This window comes from Bacillus sp. T3 (assembly GCF_033449965.1).
Classification (GTDB): domain Bacteria; phylum Bacillota; class Bacilli; order Bacillales; family Cytobacillaceae; genus Bacillus_BU.
Map to the genome: position 1 here is coordinate 3,024,312 of NZ_CP137761.1, position 23,967 is coordinate 3,048,278.

20 protein-coding genes, 2 pseudogenes and 1 riboswitch are annotated in these 23,967 nt (G+C 39.4%); of the genes and pseudogenes, 8 read left to right on the top strand and 14 right to left on the bottom strand.

Translation table 11 applies throughout. From position 1 onward, the window contains the following. The first annotated feature begins 10 nt into the window (after positions 1-10). Positions 11-628 (top strand): 2,3,4,5-tetrahydropyridine-2,6-dicarboxylate N-acetyltransferase, encoded by a 618-nt coding sequence (dapD, locus tag RGF10_RS15545; RefSeq protein ID WP_318503521.1) that lies wholly within the window; start codon positions 11-13, stop codon positions 626-628. 470 nt (positions 629-1,098) lie between these two features. Here dapD and crcB (RGF10_RS15550) read toward each other — a convergent pair whose 3' ends face one another. From crcB (RGF10_RS15550) to gltB, 4 genes and pseudogenes are all read right to left on the bottom strand, one after another. After that, complete coding sequence (gene crcB / locus RGF10_RS15550; protein WP_318503523.1) at positions 1,099-1,461, bottom strand: fluoride efflux transporter CrcB; 363 nt, start codon at positions 1,459-1,461, stop codon at positions 1,099-1,101. Further along, positions 1,458-1,844 (bottom strand): fluoride efflux transporter CrcB, encoded by a 387-nt coding sequence (gene crcB, locus RGF10_RS15555; RefSeq protein WP_318503524.1) that lies wholly within the window; start codon positions 1,842-1,844, stop codon positions 1,458-1,460. The genes crcB (RGF10_RS15550) and crcB (RGF10_RS15555) overlap by 4 nt, the downstream gene beginning before the upstream one ends. A 185-nt stretch (positions 1,845-2,029) precedes the next feature. Further along, positions 2,030-3,514 carry a glutamate synthase subunit beta gene (locus tag RGF10_RS15560; RefSeq protein WP_318503526.1) on the bottom strand — a complete coding sequence of 495 codons (1,485 nt, stop codon included), beginning with the start codon at positions 3,512-3,514 and terminating at the stop codon, positions 2,030-2,032. A gap of 16 nt (positions 3,515-3,530) precedes the next feature. Next, positions 3,531-8,096: pseudogene (gltB, locus tag RGF10_RS15565) on the bottom strand (glutamate synthase large subunit). A 335-nt stretch (positions 8,097-8,431) separates the two neighbouring features. On the opposite strand from gltB, the gene RGF10_RS15570 reads away from it, so the two are divergent. Next, a complete protein-coding gene (locus RGF10_RS15570) occupies positions 8,432-9,412 on the top strand; it encodes an NAD(P)H-dependent flavin oxidoreductase (protein WP_318509498.1) in 981 nt (326 codons plus the stop codon). Between the two features lie 52 nt (positions 9,413-9,464). Here the strand turns inward: RGF10_RS15570 and RGF10_RS15575 are convergent, their stop codons facing one another. Next, positions 9,465-10,226: an NRDE family protein gene (locus RGF10_RS15575; protein WP_318503527.1), complete on the bottom strand. Its 762-nt coding sequence runs from the start codon at positions 10,224-10,226 to the stop codon at positions 9,465-9,467. A gap of 170 nt (positions 10,227-10,396) precedes the next feature. Here RGF10_RS15575 and RGF10_RS15580 point away from each other — a divergent pair, with 170 nt between their 5' ends. After that, the gene (locus tag RGF10_RS15580) at positions 10,397-10,648 is read left to right on the top strand and encodes a hypothetical protein (protein ID WP_318503529.1); all 252 of its coding nucleotides are present in this window, start codon (positions 10,397-10,399) and stop codon (positions 10,646-10,648) included. A gap of 44 nt (positions 10,649-10,692) precedes the next feature. On the opposite strand, the gene RGF10_RS15585 is transcribed toward RGF10_RS15580, so the two are convergent. The 7 genes and pseudogenes from RGF10_RS15585 to thiW all read right to left on the bottom strand — a co-directional run bounded on the left by RGF10_RS15585 (position 10,693) and on the right by thiW (position 16,222). Then, entirely contained in the window at positions 10,693-11,142 is a 450-nt protein-coding gene (locus RGF10_RS15585) for a flavin reductase family protein (RefSeq protein WP_318503531.1), read from the bottom strand. 42 nt (positions 11,143-11,184) lie between these two features. Further along, a pseudogene (locus RGF10_RS15590) lies at positions 11,185-12,209 on the bottom strand (ABC transporter substrate-binding protein). Next, on the bottom strand, positions 12,197-12,934 hold the full coding sequence (locus tag RGF10_RS15595; protein WP_318503533.1) for an ABC transporter permease: 738 nt from the start codon (positions 12,932-12,934) through the stop codon (positions 12,197-12,199). Before RGF10_RS15595 ends, RGF10_RS15590 begins: the two are co-directional and overlap by 13 nt. A gap of 4 nt (positions 12,935-12,938) precedes the next feature. Then, positions 12,939-13,715, bottom strand: coding sequence for an ABC transporter ATP-binding protein (locus RGF10_RS15600; RefSeq protein ID WP_318503534.1), 777 nt, complete (start codon positions 13,713-13,715; stop codon positions 12,939-12,941). Then, positions 13,708-14,379: a thiaminase II gene (tenA, locus tag RGF10_RS15605; protein ID WP_318503536.1), complete on the bottom strand. Its 672-nt coding sequence runs from the start codon at positions 14,377-14,379 to the stop codon at positions 13,708-13,710. The genes RGF10_RS15600 and tenA overlap by 8 nt, the downstream gene beginning before the upstream one ends. After that, entirely contained in the window at positions 14,372-15,679 is a 1,308-nt protein-coding gene (locus tag RGF10_RS15610) for an acetylornithine deacetylase (RefSeq protein ID WP_318503538.1), read from the bottom strand. The genes tenA and RGF10_RS15610 overlap by 8 nt, the downstream gene beginning before the upstream one ends. Before the next feature lie 24 nt (positions 15,680-15,703). Next, positions 15,704-16,222, bottom strand: a complete 519-nt coding sequence (gene thiW / locus RGF10_RS15615) for an energy coupling factor transporter S component ThiW (protein WP_318503540.1) — start codon at positions 16,220-16,222, stop codon at positions 15,704-15,706. Between the two features lie 100 nt (positions 16,223-16,322). Continuing rightward, a riboswitch (TPP riboswitch) is annotated at positions 16,323-16,433 on the bottom strand. Positions 16,434-16,655: 222 nt separating this feature from the next. Between thiW and RGF10_RS15620 the strand changes: the two genes are divergently transcribed. From RGF10_RS15620 to RGF10_RS15640, 5 genes are read left to right on the top strand one after another with little or no spacing between them, the layout of a single operon-like run. Further along, positions 16,656-18,266 (top strand): spore germination protein, encoded by a 1,611-nt coding sequence (locus RGF10_RS15620; RefSeq protein ID WP_318503542.1) that lies wholly within the window; start codon positions 16,656-16,658, stop codon positions 18,264-18,266. Between the two features lie 19 nt (positions 18,267-18,285). Further along, on the top strand, positions 18,286-19,482 hold the full coding sequence (locus tag RGF10_RS15625; RefSeq protein ID WP_318503543.1) for a Ger(x)C family spore germination protein: 1,197 nt from the start codon (positions 18,286-18,288) through the stop codon (positions 19,480-19,482). 3 nt (positions 19,483-19,485) lie between these two features. Then, the gene (locus tag RGF10_RS15630) at positions 19,486-19,719 is read left to right on the top strand and encodes a hypothetical protein (protein ID WP_318503545.1); all 234 of its coding nucleotides are present in this window, start codon (positions 19,486-19,488) and stop codon (positions 19,717-19,719) included. A 13-nt stretch (positions 19,720-19,732) separates the two neighbouring features. Further along, complete coding sequence (locus tag RGF10_RS15635; RefSeq protein ID WP_318503547.1) at positions 19,733-20,854, top strand: GerAB/ArcD/ProY family transporter; 1,122 nt, start codon at positions 19,733-19,735, stop codon at positions 20,852-20,854. Beyond that, on the top strand, positions 20,855-21,976 hold the full coding sequence (locus RGF10_RS15640; RefSeq protein WP_318503549.1) for a GerAB/ArcD/ProY family transporter: 1,122 nt from the start codon (positions 20,855-20,857) through the stop codon (positions 21,974-21,976). An 18-nt stretch (positions 21,977-21,994) separates the two neighbouring features. Here the strand turns inward: RGF10_RS15640 and RGF10_RS15645 are convergent, their stop codons facing one another. Then, positions 21,995-23,068, bottom strand: a complete 1,074-nt coding sequence (locus RGF10_RS15645; protein ID WP_318503551.1) for a sulfate/molybdate ABC transporter ATP-binding protein — start codon at positions 23,066-23,068, stop codon at positions 21,995-21,997. Beyond that, a complete protein-coding gene (cysW, locus tag RGF10_RS15650) occupies positions 23,069-23,953 on the bottom strand; it encodes a sulfate ABC transporter permease subunit CysW (RefSeq protein WP_318503553.1) in 885 nt (294 codons plus the stop codon). It lies immediately after the preceding gene. Positions 23,954-23,967: the final 14 nt, after the last annotated feature.

Consider the following 23,967-nt stretch of genomic DNA (forward strand, 5'->3'; position numbering starts at 1 on the left):
GGAGTTTGATATGGAGAGTAACAGTATTGTCCAATTATTAAAAAATGCAAAAAAGAAAACTTTAGTAAAAGCATTTATTCAAGGTCGACTGTCAGAAATCGATTTCGGGGAAGCGAGTAAGGTGATTCATTTCGGTGATGGCGGGATTGTGATTGGCGATTGGGGCGACATTAAAGCTGCAATTGATCAACATTCCGATATTATTTCTGACTATTTCATCGAAACAGACCGTCGTAACTCATTAATCGATCTGTTAGACATTAAGGAGATAAATGCACGGATTGAGCCTGGTGCGATCATTCGCGAGGGAGTCATCATTGAAGATGATGCCGTAGTGATGATGGGAGCCTGTGTTAATATTGGAGCACATATTGGTGAAAAAACAATGATTGACATGAACGCTGTGATTGGCGGTGGGGCGAAAATCGGGAAACGATGTCATATTGGAGCAGGAGTCGTCATTAAAGGAGTTATTTCCTCTCCCACTGCTTCACCGGTTATCATAGAAGATGATGTGATCATCGGTCCTAATGCCGTAATTATGGAGAGTGTAACGATTGGGAAGGGTGCAATCATTCGCGCTGGTGTTGTGGTCACGAAAAATGTTCGTAACGGTGAGGTACTCTGAAAATAGGGTTTATATAGCTCCCACTAAAATGTCTCAACTCAGTTAAACTTACTGATTGATTTGCGCTTCAGCTGTTTTTTTGAAAAACTAACTGATTTTACTTTTAAAAGAAGCTTTTTACTGTTTTCAATATTAATTTTTTACTAAAAAATAGCGTTTTTTGCTGAACTTAGCTTCATTTTTCAAAAAGAAAGCAATTTTATGCACACCAATGAGCTGATATGCATGTCTTTTTATGGATATGATCTAAGTACAAAAATTTATGATCCAACTTTTCAGATTTATGCACGACTTATTCATTTTATAATACAACTTTGAAAATTTATGATCGTTTAGTTGTGAATATGCACATGAAAATTAATTTATGCTCACCCAAAGGCATATATGCTCATTTTGTAGATAAACCACGGTTCTACTAACAACATCAACTTACTAACAAGAGCTTGAGATCAAATGATCCAAGCTCTTGTTTAAATCAGAATATATCCTAACCACGCAGACATAATCCCAATGATAACAGATACTGCTACATAAAATACCGCTAATTTTATTTTTTGATTATGGATTAAGGTGATAGTCTCATAACCAAAGGTAGAAAACGTTGTATAGGCACCACAAAAACCAACCCCTGCAAACAACCAAAGCGCTTCATTGATAGAATAGTTTTGATAAAGATGAGCTAACAATCCAAGAATAAAGGAACCGGTAATATTTATAATCCATGTTCCAAGTGGAAAAGGACTCCATTTACTATTTTTATTATTGATGTAGCCACCTAATAAGTATCTTGTAGCTGCCCCTAATGAGCCACCAAATCCGATTAACCAAATCATACTGTACCGCCTTCATGTCTTCTGGATTTTGCAATTCTCCAGCCAATATAACTCATACCTAAACCAACAAAAATGGATAATAGCACATAGATTACTGCTTGAAAAATAAAATCCTTTTGGAGTAATCGTAACGTCTCAACAGAAAAGGTTGAAAAAGTTGTAAAAGCCCCGGTGAAACCCGTTCCAATTAACAGGGTTAATTCCGGATTAACCTTTTTCTTGATGCTACCAAAGGTTAGAAACCAGCCGAGAAAAAAGCACCCAAGTATATTAATGATTAACGTACCAATAGGAAATCCATTATCAGCATTTAACCATTCTCCTAATGCAAACCGGCAAATTGCACCAAAAAATCCACCTAACATAACAAATATTAATTTCATACTATAACACCTCTTTAATTGACCAAACCTATTTACCTATCATATTATCTATCGATAAAAAAAACTATCCTCTCACATAATTTTTACTAAATCAGTAAACCACAATTAAAGCCAATATAAAATGACGTGTGCAAACATAATTGCACACGCCATTCCCGATTCTTATATGATTAATACCCCAATATTTACGGCAAATTTGAGCTGCCCATCAAGTAACGGTCAACCTCGCGTGCTACTTCACGGCCTTCGTTAATCGCCCAGACAATTAAGCTTTGGCCGCGTCTGACATCGCCAGCTGCAAACACACCTTCTACATTCGTAGTAAATTCCCCATATTCTGCTTTTACTTTGCAGTTTACTGTTTCTAATGCAAACTGAGTAAGCAGCCCTTGTTCTGGTCCTTCAAAACCAATCGCAATCAATACAAGCTGCGCTGGCCATACTTTTTCCGTCCCTGGTATTTCGTTAAAGAGTACATTTCCGTTCTCATCAACGGTTTTTTCCATTTGAATTGTGTGTAATTCTTTAACTTGACCCAGTTCATCAGCAACGATTTTCTTTGTTTGAATACAATATTGGCGTGGATCGCCACCGAAAGTAGCTTCAGCTTCCTTATGTGCGTAATCAATTGTAAAGACCTGAGGCTGTTCAGGCCACATATTGTCTGCATCACGTGAGCCGGGAAGCTTTGGATGCTTACCAAATTGCACGACGCTGTTGCAGCCTTGGCGAAGAGCTGTCGCCATGCAGTCAGCACCAGTATCACCGCCACCAATGACAATGACATCCTTACCGGCTGCGTCAATCAAACCACCATCAGCATAATTGGAATCTAATAAGCTTTTCGTTGTTTGGGTTAAATAGTCCATTGCAAAATGGATACCATTAGCGTTGCGACCTTCCAAGACAAGATCCCTTTGCTTTTGTGCACCAATTGCAATGATTACTGAATCATACTGTGCTTGAAGCTCAGCAGCAGTAATGTCCTTGCCAACCTCTGTGTTTGTGACGAATTCAATTTCCTCTTGCGCTAACAGATTAACACGACGCTCCACGACATCTTTTTCAAGTTTCATATTAGGGATTCCGTACATGAGCAAGCCACCTGCACGATCGTCCTTCTCAAATACCGTGACACGGTGACCTGCTTGATTTAATTGATCAGCAGCTGCTAACCCTGCTGGTCCTGATCCGATAACGGCAACCTTTTTACCTGTACGTACTGCTGGAATTCTTGGTTTTACCCAACCTTCCGCAAACCCTTTATCAATAATAGCTCGCTCGATATTCTTAATCGCAACAGCAGGCTCATCAGTGAGATTTACAGTACAGGATCCTTCACATGGAGCTGGACAAACACGTCCAGTGAACTCCGGAAAATTATTCGTTTTAAGTAAGCGGTCCAACGCCTCTTGCCATCTTCCTTGGTAAACTAAATCATTCCATTCCGGAATCAAATTGTGGATCGGACAGCCTGACGTTAAACCTTTTATCTCCATACCCATATGACAGAAAGGAGTCCCGCAATCCATGCAGCGTGCTCCTTGTCTCATTAATGTTTCATCGGAGAAAGGGGTAGAATATTCATTCCAATCGGCAAGACGCGTTTTCGGATTTCGTTCCTTCGCTTCTTCACGAGCATATTCTAAAAATCCAGTTGCTTTTCCCATTTTCCTCTCTCCTTTCTTATTTACTACCTGCTTCAAGTAATTCTTTTTCAACAGAAGGTGCTTTTTGTTGCTTAACATTCGCTTCAAATGCTTTCATAACGGCCTCTTCGTCAGATAAGCCAATTGCCTGTTGTTGTTCAATTTGCGCCATCATTCGTCTGTAGTCCTTTGGAATGACTTTTAAAAACCTTCCAACATTGCCAGACCAATTATTTAACACGTAATCGGCAAGTGGGCTTCCGGATATTGATGATGCTTCAGGACTAATTGCTTTACAGCATTTATCTCATTTATATCAGTAAGTGTCTCAAAATCGATCATTTCATCATTGCACAGTGCTTTTGTTTCTTCGTGATTATCTGTAAGCAAGTAAGCAATACCACCAGACATGCCGGCACCGAAGTTTTTACCAATTGCACCCAGCACGACGACACGGCCTCCTGTCATATATTCACAGCCGTGATCTCCTAGACCTTCCACTACAGCATCTCCGCCACTATTACGAACACAGAAGCGCTCGCCAGCTCGACCATTAATAAATGCTTCTCCACTCGTTGCCCCATATAAGGCAATATTTCCAGCAATTACGTTTTCTGCAGAATCGAGCGATAATTCTTCTGGAGCAGAAACGATAATTTTTCCACCAGAAAGTCCCTTGCCAACATAATCATTTGCGTCACCAGGTTAAGTACATCGTCATGCCATTCGGGATAAACGCACCAAAGCTTTGACCAGCAGAGCCTGTAAAGCGAAGGCTAATCGTATCTTCTGGTAATCCTTCTTCGCCATACTTTTTCGAGATTTCGCTACCAACAATTGTTCCAACGACACGATCAATATTTTTAATCGTAAAGCTTTCATCGATTTTTGCGCCACTTTCTAATGCTTCTTTCACGGCAGGCAAAATCTTTCGCATATCTAAGGATTTTTCAATTTTATGATCCTGCGGCGTACTGAATGTACGAGGACCTTCTGTCTGATGTAACAGTGCTTTTAAATCCAGATGCTGAGCTTTCCAATGGTTTTGTGCTCGTTCACTCACTTTTAGCACATCGGTACGCCCGACCATTTCCTCAACAGATCGGAAGCCAAGCGTTGCCATCATCTCACGAACTTCTTGAGCAACAAACATAAAGTAATTCACAATATAATCTGGATCACCCGCAAATTTTCTGCGCAATTCCGGATTTTGTGTGGCTACTCCAACTGGACAGGTATCCAAATGACAGGCACGCATCATGACACAGCCAAGTACTACAAGTGGTGCTGTTGCAAAACCGAACTCCTCTGCACCTAGTAATGCTGCCATAACGACATCACGGCCGGTCATTAATTTACCGTCCGTTTCTAGAACAACACGGTCACGCAAGCTATTTAACATCAAGGTTTGATGAGCTTCTGCTAAGCCAAGCTCCCATGGAAGTCCTGTATGTTTAATACTTGTCTTTGGTGAGGCACCTGTTCCACCATCATAACCACTGATAACGATGACATCAGCCGCTCCTTTTGCCACACCCGCTGCGATCGTTCCAACGCCTGCTTTTGACACAAGCTTTACACTAATACGTGCATCACGATTAGCATTTTTCATATCGTGAATCAATTGAGCCAAATCCTCAATTGAATAAATATCATGATGCGGTGGTGGTGAAATTAAACCAACTCCCGGTGTCGAACCACGAACCTCTGCGACCCAAGGATATACCTTGTTCCCTGGAAGCTGACCACCCTCTCCAGGCTTAGCTCCTTGAGCCATCTTAATTTGAAGCTCATCAGCATTAACTAGATAGTGGCTCTTAACCCCAAACCGGCCAGAGGCAATCTGCTTGATCGCACTGCGGCGAGAATCACCATTGGCATCTGGAATGTAGCGAGCAGGATTTTCTCCACCTTCACCGCTGTTGCTTTTCGCTCCAAGACGATTCATGGCAATCGCTAATGCTTCGTGAGCTTCTTGGCTTAAAGAACCAAATGACATCGCCCCTGTTTTAAAGCGGCGCACAATGGATTCGACGGACTCAACTTCATCAATCGATATAGCTTGACGCTCTTCATCAAAAGAGAACAAATTTCGCAAAAAGCCCATACGCTCTTCATTCGCAGCCACAGAAAACTGCTTGTATAACTCGTAATCATTTTTACGTGTTGACAGCTGTAATGTATGAATGGTTTTAGGATTAAATGCATGGTGTTCTCCATTTTTTCTCCACTGAAAATCACTACCTGAATCGAGCGTATCATCAATAGTATCTGCATATGCTTCTTGATGACGTAACAACGCTTCTTTAGAGACAATATCCAATTCAATTCCACCAAGTTGTGATGCTGTACCGCTAAAATATTGTTCAATTAGATTAGCACCTAGGCCTACGGCTTCAAAGATTTGGGCTCCACGATAGCTTTGTACCGTCGAAATACCCATTTTGGACATGACCTTAACAACACCCTCTGTTACGGCCTTTATATATTTTTCAACGGCTTGTGGATAATTTAACGCCAAAACTCCATCAGCGATGGACTTTTTAAACGTTTCAAACACAAGATAAGGATTAATAGCATCAACGCCATAGCCAAGTAATGCAGCAAAGTGATGAACCTCTCTCGTTTCTCCTGATTCAACAATAATACTAACCTCAGTTCGACTGCCTCGGCGAACAAGATGCTGATGTAACGCACTTGCAGCCAGTAAAACTGGTATTGCCGCTTTTTCCTCCGTCATATTCCGATCAGATAAAATAAGGAGCTTCGTTCCTTGCGTAATTGCTTGCTCAGCTTCCTCACAAATTTCTTCTAAACGAGCACCCAAATCATCAGTAAACAAGCTTTCTAAAATATGGCTTGTAAAATCAGAAGGTACTCCTGTTTTTAGTTGCTGGAGCTGATCATTAGACAATACGAACGTATCAAGTTCAATTCGGCGCGCATTTTCTGCGTTCGGATGAAGAAGATTTCCCTCAGCTCCAAGTAAAGTCATCGTAGATGTAACAATGTGCTCTCGAATCGCATCAATTGGCGGGTTCGTTACTTGGGCAAATGATTGTTTAAAGTAATTAAATAAGGATTGTGGACGATCCGATAAAACTGCTAAAGGGGTATCGGTCCCCATCGATCCAAGTGGATCCTTTCCTTCTGTTACGACTGGAATTAAATATTTATTGATGTCCTCATGAGTGTAACCAAACGCCTTTTTACGCACACGAAGATCCAATAGTGGCTCAAGTTCGGTTTCTTGGATTGAGTCACTTAATTTCACAAGGTGCCCATCAAGCCATTGCTGATAGGGTTGAGCCTGAGCCATTTCCGACTTTATTTCCTCATCCGAAATAATTCTTCCTTGCTCTAAGTCGATTAATAGCATTTTCCCAGGACTTAATCTTTCTTTATATAAAACATTATCATCCTCAACATCAATCACGCCTACCTCTGATGAAAGAATAATATAATCATCTTTCGTGACATAGTAGCGTGCAGGTCGTAAACCATTACGATCTAAAATCGCTCCAATTTGTTTCCCGTTTGTAAACGAAATCGCAGTTGGGCCATCCCATGGCTCCATTAATGAGCTATGATATTGATAAAATGCACGCTTTTCATCTGAAATGTGCGGGTTTTCAGTCCATGGTTCTGGAATTAACATCATCGCTGTGTGGGCCGGTGACCGTCCAGCTAAAACGAAAAATTCAAAAGCATTATCAAGCATGGATGAATCACTACCAGTTGTATCCAATACCGGAAGGACTTTATGTAAGTCATTTCCGAATGCTTCAGATACAAATTGCTGTTCACGGGCATTCATCCAGTTTATATTGCCGCGTAATGTATTGATTTCACCATTGTGAATCAAATAACGATTTGGATGTGCTCGTTCCCAGCTTGGGAATGTGTTTGTACTAAAGCGCGAATGAACTAATGCAAAAGCCGATACAAACGATTCATTCTGCAAGTCAAGATAAAATGCATCCACTTGTTCAGGAGTTAACAATCCTTTATATACGATCGTTTGCGAAGAAAGGCTTGCAAAATAAAAACGCGCTTCTCTTTCTTGAGCAAAAAATTCTACTTGTTTTCGGATGATATATAGCTTACGTTCAAAAGCAAGATCATCCGTTAAGTCAGAGTTGGCACCGATAAACACCTGTCGAATAAAAGGTTTACTTTCCTTTCCTACTTTTCCTAATTTTTCGACATTTACAGGCACAGTTCTCCACCCTAGTAATGTTTGTCCTTCAAACACTACAAGATTATTAATATAATCTTCTATTTCATTCCTTGATTGATCATCATTGGTAAAAAAAATCATTCCGACACCGTAGCGTCCCTTTGCAGGTAAATTTAGCTCCGGACATTCATTTTTAAAATATGCATCTGGAATTTGCACCATAATTCCAGCACCGTCTCCAGTTAGTGGGTCACTCCCCTGGCCACCACGATGGTCGAGTTTACAAAGCATTTGAAGCCCTTGTTTCACTATTTCATGCGAAGCGTTTCCTTTAAGATTCGCGTATAAGCCGATTCCACATGCATCGTGTTCGAACTCTGGACGGTAGAGACCTTGTGCTAATGGAAATTGATTATTCGACATTATTTCTCCCCGTTTCACTATATTTCTCCAAATTATTTTCATAAACATATACTATCTGTTAAAATTTATATTAACAATATATAATTTCGATAGAATTGTTCTCAAAACGAGATATATAGAAGTAGTTCAACTTTACTAGAAATCTATTTAACAACGTAATCGCTTTCAAAATAAACATAATTCCATCACAATTTTATTTTTCGACAAAAAGAAATATAATTCGATTTGTGGTATAATGAATATGTTACCAACTTTTATGACCTGGTAACAATTGCTATATCATTAAGAAAATAAATGTACTATTGTTAAACAGGATTCAAATTTATTTATTTATTTTGAAAAGGGGTATTATGTTGAACTTTCCACAGCTAAAAATAGGACATATGACGCCAAAAGTTCCGATTATGCAAGGCGGAATGGGTATTGGAATTTCATTAAGCGGACTATCCTCTGCCGTTGCAAATGCTGGAGGAATCGGCATTATTTCAGGAACTGGTATTTCAGTTGAAGATATGCGATTCCACATTCGCCGGGCTAAAGAGCTTATTAAAGATAAAGGCTATATTGGTGTAAACGTATTATTTGCAATGAATGATTTTGCTGAAAAAATGAAAGCAGCGATAGAAGAAAAGGTCGATTTTATCATTTCAGGTGCTGGTATTTCTCGAGATATGTATGCTTGGGGAAGAGAAGCAGGTATTCCTGTACTTTCGATTGTTTCATCAGGTAAGCTTGCACGTATTTCGGAAAGACTTGGTGCTGCAGCTGTAGTCGTCGAAGGTTTTGAAGCAGGTGGGCACTTAGGAACTGACCGTCCAATGTTTGACATTCTTCCAGAAGTAGTAGAAGCGGTTTCCATTCCCGTCATTGCTGCTGGAGGGATCTTAACAGGTGCTGATATTAAAAAAGCTCTTGATATGGGTGCTTCTGGTGTGCAAATGGGGACAAGATTTGTGGCATCTGTTGAATGTGATGCACCACAAGTCTTCAAGCAACGATACGTTGATGCCTCTGAAGATGATATCGTTCTAGTTAAAACAACGGTTGGCTATCAAGGACGGGCACTCATCAATCAATTTACCGACGCGATTAGCGATAACAAAAAAGTCCGCGTTAAGAAATGCATTGATTGTCTAAAAAGCTGCTCACATCGCTTTTGTACATTAGATTCACTGCTTACTTCTGTTGGTGGAGACGTAGAGAACGGTCTTGTATTTGCAGGTTCAAGAGTGACTGAAATTCACGATATTCTGCCAGTGCAAACAATTATCGATAATCTAACGGCCGAATATGATGCAGCATTACAAACAGTTTAATATTCTAAACTAAATATTTATGAAAACAACCGCCACAAACAGCGGTTGTTTTTTATTGGTCAATTGAAAAATATTGCTCCTGACTAGTTAAGTTCTCGTTGGAATAGACTTTTTCTGTTAATAAAAATTTGTTATCAGTCATTTTTAATACTGTTGAACTTCTTGTCCCATATCCTTCACTTTTTATAAACAAAGGCGAAAGAATGCGCTCCCATTCTAGTGATACACCTGTATTCGGCAGTTCTTCATCTTGCGGTTGGTCGATATTTTGCAAAAGGGTCAAGAGTCTCTCATCCATTTCCTCTGACTCTTCACTTATAATTTTTTCTAGCCCATTCATTCCTTTTGAAACTTTTGGCCATTGTGTATTAAGTAAATGGTTGCTCAATCCATAAATCCCCGGCAATAATTCCCTAATTTCATTCTCAATATTAGAATAATAAAACAATTGATTGACATCACCCACAATTATGTTAAAGCCAGGATAGTCCTCCTTATTGCCTTTCACTATCTGCAAATATTCCTCAGGATGTTGTTTCCCCTTAAGAAAATCACCAACTAACTCTCCTCGGGTTCGTTTTCCTGAAGTGTTTTCATTTGGATTTCGATAGTTCGTTAACGCTGCAAACCGACCAGTTTTTGTAACCCCCATCCAAGTACCCATAAGCTTCAAATCGCGACCTGCAAGAATTTCAGGATAATCCTCCCAAAAATGCACGGCTGCAGTCGGCCGTGTATATTCCTCATCTCTGTTTGCCGCAACGACTAACTTAAACGTAGGATGAACTTTATAGGCAAAAAGAATTAAGCACAATCATATCACTGCTTTCTCAATCGAATTTTTTTTCATGTTACCGACTAAATAGCTCCATTATGTTTTACATATTCATACAAAATGGTGGAAGGCTAAGTATATATTAGCAAAGTTTATTTCGTAGCGCATGGATGATAGCTTATCAACTTTTTAACTGGAGGTAAGGGATTATGGGCAAGAACTATAACAACACAAATTCAAAAAATATTGAGAAACAAAAAGAATTTCTAGCAGCCGAGGAATTTCCAGAAGGTCCCTACGGATCTCCAATTGGTACGGATGAACCTGTTGAGAATAAAAGTACCCCGTGGCAGGATGGACAGCAGTATTACAGTAATTTCACATACGAAAACCGGAATCTTCACCAAGATCTGCCTCGGCAATACCCTGGTGCCCACCCAACACATGATGAAAAAGATTAAGAATAATATTAAAAGGGAAAGGCATTTTCGCCTTTCCCTCCATATCACCGATATTGTCCGTTAAAATACAGCAACGGTTCTCCGTCTTCCACTTTCATATCAACAACCTTGCCGATAAACAGAGTATGGTCTCCCTCGACATGCTCATTTACAACTACGCAAGTTACATTAGCTAGCGCCCCGTCGATAACAGGGACATCACCTAGGCGTGCAAATGACACATCCCGCTTCTCTTTTGTTTGACCTGCAAATAACATTGACAATTCTTGCTGGCCCCGCGCAAGGATGTTCACCGCAAATTTTTTACTACTGCGAATTTTTTCAAGCATTTGTGCTCTTTCTCCAATTGACACGACAACAAGCATCGGCTTTAAGGATACAGACATGAAGGCATTCGCAGTCATACCATGCACAGTTCCGTCTAGCTCAGTCGTAATCACCGTAACTCCCGTTGCAAATTTCCCCATTGCACTCCTAAATGTACGATCATCCACGTTGACCCCTCCTTAGACGAAGTGGCTTTTCTTCTTATACTATTATTCTTGTAAATCCACAAACATGTCATCGACTTTTGGCGTATCCTTAATCAAACCAGATTCTTTTAACCATTGCGCCGTTTCTTGCCATGAATTTTTTGCCTGACTACCAAATTCTTCCTCTGTCCCCATTTTTGGTAGCAAAATATTTATGCTTTCTTTTTCGATTTTTTCATCAAGCGGGTAATTTGCTTCATCTTGATGCTTTAATAAAATGTCCAACGCTTCATCCGGATTTTGCTTCATAAATTCATAGCCTTTTGATGCCGCTCGCCAAAAAGCTTTGATCTTGTCCTGATCTTTTCCCCAAGTCTGATCACCAGTGACAGCAACCAATTCATAATAACTAGGTACACCATATTTTGTCGGATCAAAATAACGAACATCGTTTCCTTTATCCTTTAATATTGGAACCTCGTGATTTACATATGCCCCAATCACAGCATCTGTTTTTTTCGTTGCTAATGAAGAAACGAGCTCAAAACCTACATCAACTAATTTTACTTTTTCCGGATCCCCACCGTCTTGCTTTACGATTGTCGATAAAATGGCTTCGTTAAGAGGGATCCCAGAATATCCACCGTTTTTCCTTCTAAATCCTTTGGTGAATTTATCGAACTATCTTCTAACACAACCGTGTGATTTAAAGGTGAGCGAACAATGGCTCCAATTGCTTTAACCGGCACATTTTCATTTGCTCGAGCCATAATGACATCGGGTTGATAGTATAAGCCGATCGTGACTTTTCCAGCTGCTGCTAAATTTAGTGGATCCGTTGGATTAGCAGGGTATTGAATGTTAACTTTTATACCTTCTTCTTTGAAATAACCTTTCTCCTCTGCAACATATAGGAAGCTATGTACTGCATTCGGATACCAATCTAACATCACGCTTACTTCTGATAAATCCTTCTCATTCCCATTGGTACTTGCTTCTTCTTTCTTTCCTCCACAAGCGGCTAACATTAAAACCATTATCAAGCAAATACTAGCTGTTATCCATTTTTTCATGATTATTTCCTCCATTTTAATGATCTTTTTTCAAAGATGCTCACTAGTAAAAATAAAACAATTCCCATCAATGACAACAGGACTATTGGAGCAAACACACCTGCTCCATCAAATTGAGTCATCATTCTTCTGCTAAAGTAACCTAACCCCGCTTGTGCCCCAAGCCATTCTCCGATCGCTGCCCCGATGACACTTAACGGAAATGCGACTTTCAAACCCGAATAAAAGTGCGGCATCGCAGAAGGGACGTCTAATTTTAAAAATATATCTATCTTGCTTGCCCCCATTGTCTGCATTAATTCTCTTAGCTCTTTACTGCTTGACTTCAATCCATCAAAGCTATTTACCGCAATCGGAAAAAAGGTAATCAATATCGTTACAACAACCTTGCTCCAGATGGAATAGCCAAACCAGAGTACAAAGATAGGTGCTAGGGCAATAGTTGGAATCGTTTGCGAAGCGATGATTATCGGATAAATGGCTCGCTCAATCGACTTACTTATATGCATCCATATTGCCAAGCCAACTCCCAAAACAATAGAAATAGCTAAACCAATTACAACAATGAGTAAGGTTGCTGGAAGCTGTTCAAGAAATAGGGTGTTTCTTAGCTCCCAAAGTTTCACAACAACCTCTGATGGTGAAGGCAGAATAAATGACATCCCGACAATGCGCGCCCCTATTTCCCAAACAATCAATAGAAAAAAATGAGTAATGTTGGTATTAAGTAATCCTTCCATTTCTTCATAGCTTCACCTTCAGCCTGAGCTGATGTATTAAAAACTCTTTTAAGCGGATCATTTCTGGTTGATTTAAATCAGATAATGCGCGTGGACGATTTAACGGAACCTTTACTTCCTGCAGCTGGGACACTGGAGTCTCGGTGAACACGAAAATTCGATCGGACAAAAATAATGCTTCATTCACATCATGCGTAATAAACAAAATCGTCTTCTTCCGCTTCTCCCACTGCTCAAGAAGCCATTCTTGCATAGTCAGCCGAGTGATTGCATCTAATGCACTAAATGGCTCGTCCAAAAGAAGTACGTTTGAACCCGTTAACATCGTTCTTAAAAAGGAAGCTCTTTGCTTCATTCCCCCAGATAACTCACTTGGATATTTGTGCTCTACCCCTGTCAATCCGAATTCTGCAAAAAGTGGTAGCATTTGAGAATCAATTAGATTTTTTTTTATCCCTTTAAGTTCAAGCGGGAGGACGACATTTTGTTGTATCGTCCGCCAAGGCATAAGCAAATCCTGTTGTGGCATATAGCCGACCTGACCAAGACGTGTTTCATGGACCGCACCATTAAGATAAACAGTACCTTTTACTGGTTGTTCAAGACCCGTGATGAGCCGAAAAAGTGTGCTTTTTCCACAACCGCTCGGACCAATAATACTGACAAATTCATTTTCAACTAGATCGAGATGAAAATCCTCCAAGATCGGAACACAACTTTGTTTTGTTCCATTTTGATAATGAAACGTAACATTTGAAAACTGAACAGCTGTTTTATTCATCTGTCGGCCACATTTCTTCGTTATAAGCCATATCCCAAAACATATATTCAAATCGTGTTGTGTTAAGAAAAATCTCTTCCAGTTTTTCTAACTCATGCTCAGGTTTTCCTATCGTCAGCTCATCCATTAGTTCGATACACCATGTTGCAAGTTGCCCAAAGTCGTTTGAGCTATACATACTGATCCACTCACCAAAAAGTTCATGCTTCGTTGCATCAGGAATTTCACTTAGCTCTTTTCCAATTTCCCAATAACTCCACATACACGGAAGCAATGCTGAAACAAGCTCTGCTAATGTCCCATTGTTCGCCACATGAAGCATATAGTGTGTATAGGCTAATGTAATCGGTGATGGCTTCGCTTCCTCTAGTTCGGTTTCACTAATCCCAAACTTCAAGGCATAATGGCGGTGCAATGCCATTTCTTCATTTAGTGTTGAATCTAGAAGTCTAGCAAATTTCCCCATCGTCTCTACATCAGTGGCTTTAACCGCTCCAAGTGCAAATAATTTTGCGTAATCAATTAAATACAAATAATCTTGTATCATATAAAAACGGAATTTCTTTGGATCAAGCGAGCCATTTCCCATTCCTTGAACAAATGGGTGAGCATGATTTTTACGCCAAATAGGTTGTAATGTTTCATATAACCGTTCACTAAACACGTGCTGTCACCTCACTTGTTGATTTCGTTTTTGCTGTGTGACACCACTGATAAATAAACTTTACGAGTACCTTCGTAAAATCTAATAACTGAGTAATAGATACTTGCTCATTAATCGAGTGGGCATTAAGCAAATCACCCGGTCCATAAATTGCCGCTGGTATACCTGCATCTCCAAACCATCCTCCATCCGTAACCGTTGCTGAAACATCAAGGATTGCTGGATGTTCAGTAATAAATTGATGGGTTTGTGCAAGTAAATTCACAGCTGGATGACCTGGGTCAACCTCCAATGATGGAAAGATTTCACCTCGGTCTTCGATCATTGAAGTACCTCCCCATTCAAAGGTTGGCGGATTTTCCCTCAACCATGGGTCACTGGCAGCAACATTTAATAAATGCTTTTCAATTTCCTTCGTCACCTGTACATGATTTTCATTCGGATAATAGTGGACAGTAATCCATAAGCGACATTCATCCGCAACAAATGCAGCATGTCGCCCACCTTCGATTACTGCTGGATTGATCGTATTCGTTCCAGGTGAAAAGCCTGGATAGCTTTTCATGACTGCCCAATGTCGTTCCAAATCTTGAAGACCAGCGATCATTTTCATCATTTTTTCAATTGTATTCGCGGCGAAAAGTCCACCACCCGCATGAATCATATTTTTTCTTGTTGCATCGTGATGTGATTGCTTACTTTTAATCGTAATCCAACCGGTAATCACACCGCCCTGCCCTTGAATATGTAAATCACTAGTATCAACAACTAAAGCAAAATCAGCGGAATATCCTCTTTTACAGCATTGTAAGGTCCCAGCTTCACCAACCTCTTCACCGATAACGGATTGAAACACAAGATTCCCCGGAAGCTCAACACCCGCTTCACGTAATATTCGAATCGCAAATAATGCTCCAGCAAGACCTCCTTTCATGTCTGCTGCTCCACGGCCAATAACAACATCCTTCTTGATAACAGGTGTAAAAGGGTCAATCTCCCATCCTTCATCCGCGCTCACTTCTGCCACATCAATATGCCCATTAATAATGAGACTTTGACATTTATCTGGATCTGCTCCCTTTAACGTTCCAACGACATTTGGATCATTGGGGTAAACTTCCCACATATCAATGGAAAAACCAAGATCGTGTAAATATTGCGAGACAAATCTTTGTGCTTCAGCTGTATTTCTTGCAGGTGGTGCAGGTGTTTTAAAAGAAATTAACGTTTTCAATAGATCAAGTAACTCTTCTTTTCGTTGATCAACTTGATCTTGGATTTTCTGTAAATCATGCTTCATTAAACTCAACCCCTTGTTTTTTCATTACCCCCTATGTTGTGTCGCCGCTTCATTCATTTTTTTTGCCGTTCCCGGATTTTTCAAGAAAACCTTTAATAGTCCATACCCCATCGCAGCCCCGGCAAAGGAACTAAAAATAAACGCTGGTATGAGTCCAAATAAAGTAGCTTCTTTACCTAGTAATAATGTGGATATTGGATAACAAAGCATTGCACCAATAATTCCGGTCCCAATGACTTCTCCAAAAAAGGCCATTATCGGCTTTCGCGTTTTTTTATATAAATAGGCCGCTAAAAATGCTCCCACCATGCTTCCTGGAAAAGCAAAGATTGAACCAGTTCCCATTAGATTTCTAAAAATCGAGACTACTAATGCCTGTGCCACAGCATAATAGGGACCTAATAGAATAGCAGACAAAACATTAATAAAATGCTGTACTGGAAATACCTTTGATATTCCGATTGGAATAAAAAATGCGTGACTCGTCAATGTCCCAATCGCAATAAACATAGCAGTCACCGTCAGTTTTTGAGTTTTTCGCAAAAAAATAACCTCCCTGTTTTTCACACTGGGAGGTTTGACATCTTCCTTATTTTGGAGTCAAAAAAAGACTCCAGCAAATAGGAATCTGTTTAATGTATACCAAAAAATGAATACACTTCCCTACGCTGGTATTACCCAGATCAAGTTTAAGGGTCAAAGACTTTGGATCTTTATCTCAGCCGGCCATTCTCCGGCACCCCCAGTGTGGAATTATTTAATTATTATTACAATAACATAATTTTGACATCTTTCAAGCATTTTCTCTTAAACCATTGATGCATTGAAAAGTCTTAAAGCAACAATAATAACTAAATTATATCCAATTTAAGGTATGTAAATTGGGAAGCTTTTCATCCAAATCAATTATTTAGCATGAAAGGAGCAAAAATAGGGAAAATCTATAAATATAAATGTAATGGAAAGGAAAAGTAGCATGCGGACGTTTCGAAAGCTAATAAAAAGCTCAAAAAACAAACCTAATAACGAAAATTCCTCCTCCGATTCAAATCCGCTTGTTGCAAACGATGAGCTAACGGGGGACTTTGACTACGACCTCCATCAAATGAAAACAACCTTTCAAAAAAGTACGGATGTTGTGATCAGAGAATTCAAAATAGGAAAAGATAAAAGGTTGAAAGCGGCGCTAATCTATACCGATGGGTTAGCTGATATGACGATTATTAATCAATTTATTATGGAATCATTAATGGATGATGTTATGGAACTCCCACACTCACATGATAGTTTTAGCAATAGAACGATCGTCAAGTGGATGGAAAGCAATAATTTAAAAGTTGGGGATATTCGCGAGATCTTAGATCATCAATCCATTTATACGACTATTTTATTTGGCAATACCGTTATTTTGATTGAAGGCTTTAAAGGAGCAATATCTGCTTCCACAGCAGGATGGGAGGATCGAGGTGTAACCGAGCCTGCATCGCAAACGGTCGTCCGTGGGCCACGTGAAGGCTTTTCTGAAAACTTTCGGACCAATACCGCTTTAATACGCAGAAAAATCAATGATGCAAACCTATGTTGCGAACAAAAAATGATCGGCACTGTCACAAAGACAAATATCGCGGTTATGTATATTAAAGGCATTGTAAACGAAAAAATAGTCGAAGAGGTTCATCAACGCTTAGATCGAATTGATATTGATGGAATATTGGAAAGCGGATATATAGAGGAACTAATTCAGGATGAAACGTATACCCCTTTTCCTACCGTATATAACACCGAACGTCCTGATGTCGTTGCTGGTAACCTCCTAGAAGGCCGTGTTGCTATTATTGTTGATGGTACCCCTTTCGTTCTTGTCGTGCCATCCCTATTTATTCAAAGCTTTCAAGTTCCAGAGGATTATTATCAGCGTGCAGATATTGCAACCCTGCTTAGAATATTACGTATTTTGTGTTTTTTAATTGCCTTGGTTGGTCCATCCTTTTACATCGCTGTAACGACCTATCATCAGGAAATGCTCCCTACTCCATTGTTAATAAGTTTGGCAGCCCAACGTGAAGGAGTTCCTTTTCCAGCCTTTGTTGAGGCAATCATTATGGAGGTAACATTTGAAATCTTACGTGAAGCAGGGATACGGATGCCGAGAGCAGTTGGTCAAGCGGTTTCCATTGTCGGAGCATTGGTTCTAGGGCAAGCAGCAGTAGAGGCCGGAATTATCTCTGCGTCAATGGTTATCGTTGTTTCGATTACAGCCATCTCAAATTTTGTCTTTCCCTCCTACAACATGGCCATTTCTGTACGGATGTTGCGGTTTGTGATGATGGCTTTAGCGGCATCTTTTGGTCTTTATGGGATAACATTAGGTTTAATTGCTTTGTTACTTCATTTAAATAGTTTAAGATCCTTTGGTATTCCGTATATGGCTCCGTTTGGACCTTTTATTTTAGATGATCAGAAAGATACTTTAATTAGATTGCCTCAATGGAGAATGCTATCTCGTCCGAGATTAATTAATCAAAAGAATATGAAGCGTCAAGGTAATCCAGCAACAATAAAGGAAAAGCAGAACAAACATGACTGAACTACGAGGATGAAATCAAATGAAAAAGGTTTTTATTCTTTTGATGATGATTCTTTCCATACTTTTGAGTACGGGGTGCTGGAACCGCCGTGAATTAAACGAGATTGCTTTAGTCGTTGCGTTGTCAATCGACAAAAGTAAGGAGGGCTACGAGCTGACAGCCCAGGTTGTGGAGCCAAGCGAGATTGCCTCACAAAAAGGGGGGAGCGGGCGCACACCTGTTACTACCTATACGGAAAAGGGCGACTATCTATTTGAAGCCATCCGAAGAATGACGACCGTAACACCTCGTAAGCTTTATTTTTCACATTTACAAATGCTCGTTCTTGGCGAAGAAATTGCAAAGGAAGGCATCGCCGAGTCACTTGAGATATTTACACGAGATCCTGAATTTCGCAAAGATTTTTATATTGCCGTATCAAAGGATGTGAAAGCGAAGGATGTTCTTCAAAACTTAACATCGATAGAAAAAATTCCAGCGAACAAGCTCCATTCCTCGCTTGAAACATCGGAAAAGGCTTGGGCACCAACCGTTGCAATCCAAATGGATGAACTAATTAGTGATTTAACGAATGAAGGAAAAAATGCGGTCCTAACAGGAATATCAGTAACTGGGAAGGTAGATAAAGGCTCATCTCTGGGGAATGTAACAAGAATTGAACCATACGCACGCCTTAAATATAAAGGTGTTGCCGTCTTCAAAAGTGATAAATTAATCGGCTGGCTAAATGAAAAAGAAAGCAAAGGATATAACTATATTACTGATAATGTAACGAATACAGTTGGGGATATCCCCTGCCCAGGGAATAAAAATATTGTTCTCGAAATCATCCGTTCTAAATCAAAAGTAACTGGAAAAGTAGTAAATGGCCATCCAGAAATTCATGTAGAAATTTTCGGTGAGGCGAATGTTGGGGAGGTTGCCTGCAAAATTGATCTAACGAAACCAGAATCTATTAAAAAGCTAGAGGAATCTGTTGATAAAGTTAATTCTGAAATCTTAGCAACCTCTATCAATAAAGCCAAAGAATTAAAAGCTGATATTTTTGGGTTTGGAGAGGTAATACACCGTGCCGATCCAAAGGCTTGGAAAACGCTAAAGAATGATTGGAATCAACATTTTGTTGAGTTGAAAGTAACCACTCATTCCACATTTAAAATTAGACGAACAGGCGTTTCAAACCAATCATTTCTAAATAACATTAAAGGAGATTAATCAGTGATACCATCGGCGGGGATAGTTATTGTTGGGTTGCTAATGGCATGGATGGAACTGCCAAAGCTGTTTAAAGAACAGGCATACAAAGAAATCATTGTTTTTAGCTTATTGCTTGTATGCGGAGTAGGGTTATGTATATTAGTCATTTTGAGAATAGAATTACCCAATCCCCTTGACCTACTTCTTGTTATTTTTACACCAATAAGTAAGTGGATCGAAAGCGTATTAACATAAAAGTGGGGTATTCATGATGATCGAAAAGGGTAAAATTTCCAATATACAATTTTCTATGTTAATTATCATGTTTATCGTCGGTACGGCCACCTTAATTGTTCCTGCGATTGTAACAGGTATTGCCAAGCAGGACGGCTGGTTATCCACTTTACTGTCTCTTTGCCTCGGTTTCGTTTTTGTGATGGTTTTTGCAAAAATTGCTGAACGAAATCCAGACATAACACTCATTCAGACTTGTGAAAAAATCTTAGGCAAGTGGTTAGGCAGGCTAGTATCTTTACTGTACACGGTATATTTTTTATTTTTAACAGCGATTTTCCTTAGAATTGCTGGAGATCTTATTACGACCCACGTCTTAACAGAAACACCCATTCAGGCAACAGAAACTTTATTTTTAATCATTATGATTATGGCCGTCCGCCTAGGACTTGAACCGTTTTCCCGAGCAGCAGAAATGCTTTTTCCGCACATCGTTTTTTTCATTTTATTGTTTTTCTTTTTTCTTTTGCCTCAAGTTAAAGGAGAAAATATGACACCCGTGCTCGAACATGGACTTGAACCCGTGCTTTTTGGTACATATAAAATCATTGGCATTCCATATTTAAATTTAGTCATTTTTCTCATGCTCACGCCTTTTGTCAGTACGCCTTCTAAAATAAAAAAGAGCTTTTTTATTTCCATCTTAATTGGTGGGATGTTTATCACGATGATTACTCTATTTTCGATTTTTGTCCTAGGGGCTGATGCAACGAACAGATTAAATTATGCACCTTATATTTTAGCTCAGAAGATTCAAATCGGTAATTTCATTCAAAGAATAGAAATCGTAGCTGGTGCGTTTATTTTCATTTCCTTATTTGTAAAATCGGCATTAACTTATTATTGCTTCATTTTGAGTACTGCTCAAACATTCCATTTAAAAAACTATAAAATCTTAACTTTACCATTTGGTTTAATTGTCCTAGTATTATCAATTTCACTATTCCCTAACATTATTTATTTCCATACGTTTGTATCCGTTGCATGGACGATTCTCACCCTTATATTTGGATTATTACTTCCATTATTGATACTTATTGTTGATTTATTTAAATCACGATTGGCGAACAGAACTGATCAGGAAGCAGGGAAATGAATGATTCAGGTTAAAATAACTCCATTCCAATTATTTTGTTTGATGTTCCTATTTGAGCTTGGGAGCTCCATTGTAGTGGGACTTGGGTTAGATGCGAAGCAGGACGCGTGGTTAACGATTTTATTAGGTATGGTCTGTGCAATCCCGTTATTTTCCATTTATAGTTACCTTTATCAACAATACCCAGATCTCCCGCTAACTAGTTATCTTCCTAAGATTCTCGGAAAAGTTATTGGGATTCCTATTGCACTTGCCTATTCTCTTTATTTTCTCTATATATCCACCAGGGTTTTGAGAGATTTTGGGGATTTGATGATCACCTCGACCTTAGACGTTACTCCTTTATATGCAGTAAACGGTTTGATGATCCTCTTGATTATATATGGTATATATAGCGGTTTAGAAGTAATTGGGCGGACTAGTGAAATTATCTTTTTTACTATGTTATTTTTGGTTTTTTCCGGAATTCTTGTAACTATCCTTTCTGGATTAATGGACTTCAGCAATTTGAGTCCCGTTCTCGAAGGTGGTTGGAAACCGATTATCTCGACAGTGTTCCGCCAAACCTATACATTCCCTTTCGGTGAAATGATTGTCTTTACAATGCTCCTCCCCCATCTTACTAAGCCTGATTTTGTAAATAAAGTTGGAGTTTTGGCGATTATAAGTAGTGGTCTCATTCTGTGCTTTACAATTGTGATGGAAATTTCAATTTTAGGCGTGGAAGGTACTGCAGCTGCGCAATTCCCTTTACTTGAAACCGTATCAAAGGTAAGTTTTGGTGACTTTATCCAAAGGCTAGATGCAATCGTTGTCGCAACCCTCATTCTTGGAATGTTTATGAAAATCATCATATTTTTTTATGCAGGATTAACCGAAATACTTGATGTATTTAACATTTCAAAAAAAAGACATAAAAACTACTTTCTTCTATTAATAGGTTTTAGCATTCTCATTTATTCACAAAAAATAGCCGGGAATTTTGCAGAGCACATTAAGATCGGTTTAAAGCTGGTTCCTGTTTATCTTCATTTGCCATTACAAACTGGCATCCCTTTATTTCTCTTTTTTATTACATTGATTCGAACTGCTTTTAGAAAAAACAAAGCGGAAACTATGTAGCAAAAAAACTCCATTTTATTAAATGGAGTAATCTTGAGGGATAAAAAGCTTTAATTGTTTTGGTTTTACAAACACCTTATCCTTAACTTTCAGTGCTAACTTTTGATGGTGCTCCTTGGTGATTTCAGCTTCAAGGAACTCGTCTCCATCATTTCTTTTTAGTTCAACCCGAACGATTGGACCGACGACATGTAGATGGACAATAGTCGCAGCAACAGTATCAGTGGCAGTAGCTTCTCTGGAAATATGGATATCATGTGGGCGAACATAGCCAAGCGCACTCGTGTTCACGGTGTCTTTATATTCGGGTGCGGCAATAGAAAAGCTGCCATCGCTTAATACCCCATGATGTAAACGACAGGGAAAGATATTTACATTACCAAGAAAATCATAAACAAACGGATTTTGAGGCTGATCATAGACCTCTTCAGGACTACCGACTTGCTCAATTCTACCTTCATTCATTACCACGATCCGATCAGCAACATCAAGCGCCTCCTCTTGATCATGTGTAACAAAAATACTTGTTATGTGAAAATCATCATGGAGTCTGCGTAACCATCGACGGAGATCTTTTCTAACCTTCGCATCTAACGCACCAAACGGTTCATCTAATAAAAGGACCTTTGGCTCAACCGCTAATGCACGTGCTAAGGCGACACGCTGCCTTTGACCACCGGAAAGCTGGGTTGGGAATCGATCGGCGAATGCTTCTAATTTTACAAAGTGTAATAGTTCTTCAACCTTTGCTTTAATTTCCTGCTTTGATGGTCGTTCTCTTCTTGGACGGACTTTTAAACCATACGCAACATTATCAAATACATTCATATGGCGAAAAAGGGCATAATGCTGGAACACAAAACCAACTTTTCTTTCCTTTGTATTAATTTTTGTTATGTCTTCAGCATCAAAAAAAATGCGGCCTTGATCAGCCACCTCTAAACCGGCAATAATCCTTAATAATGATGTTTTTCCCGAACCTGAGGGACCTAACAGGGCAACCAGTTCACCGGTTTCAATCGTTAAATTGACATCATCAAGTGCTTTATAGGATCCAAACGATTTTGAAATATTGTTAATATGAATACTCATCTATTCCTCGCCCTCCCCTTTCATTTGTTGCTTAGCCTTCCACTCTATATAACTTTTGATTGCTAAGGTGACAATCGCCAAAATAGACATTAACGAAGCAACAGCAAACGCAGCTGAAAATTGATATTCATTGTATAAAATTTCTATATGTAACGGCATCGTATTCGTCATCCCGCGAATATGTCCGGAAACGACCGACACTGCTCCAAACTCCCCTACTGTTCTGGCGTTACATAAGATCATTCCGTATAATAAGCCCCATTTCATGTTTGGAAGTGTAACGTATAAAAAGGTTTTCCAACCGCTCGCCCCCAGCGTAATCGAAGCCTCTTCCTCGGCCTGACCAAGTGTTTGCATCAATGGAATAAGCTCTCTGGCGACAAATGGAAACGTAACAAATACGGTTGCCAAAACGATACCAGGAAGCGCAAATACGATTTTGAGGTCATGCTCAAATAACCAAGGACCAAAAACCCCATGGGAACTAAATAAAAGAATAAAGACTAAACCTGCAATAACAGGAGATACAGCAAACGGGAGATCGATTATTGTAATTAACAAGCTTTTCCCTTTGAACTGGAATTTGGTAATCGCCCAGGCTGCAGCCACTCCAAAAATCGTATTTAATGGAACCGCAATTAGAATAACGATTAGGGTCAGTTTGATTGCTGACAAAGCATCTGGATGGGTAATTGAAGCAAGATAAACTTCTATCCCCTTTTCAAAGGCTTTAACAAAGATAGCAATTAACGGTAATAGTAAAAATAAACATAAAAAGGCCACCGCCACTAATATTAACAACCAACGAACAACTTTCGGTTCCGTTGTGGCACTAGTGCTTGGCAGTGGTGTGTTCGTATGCTGAAGCGGAATATGTCCTGCCATTTAATTATTCCTCC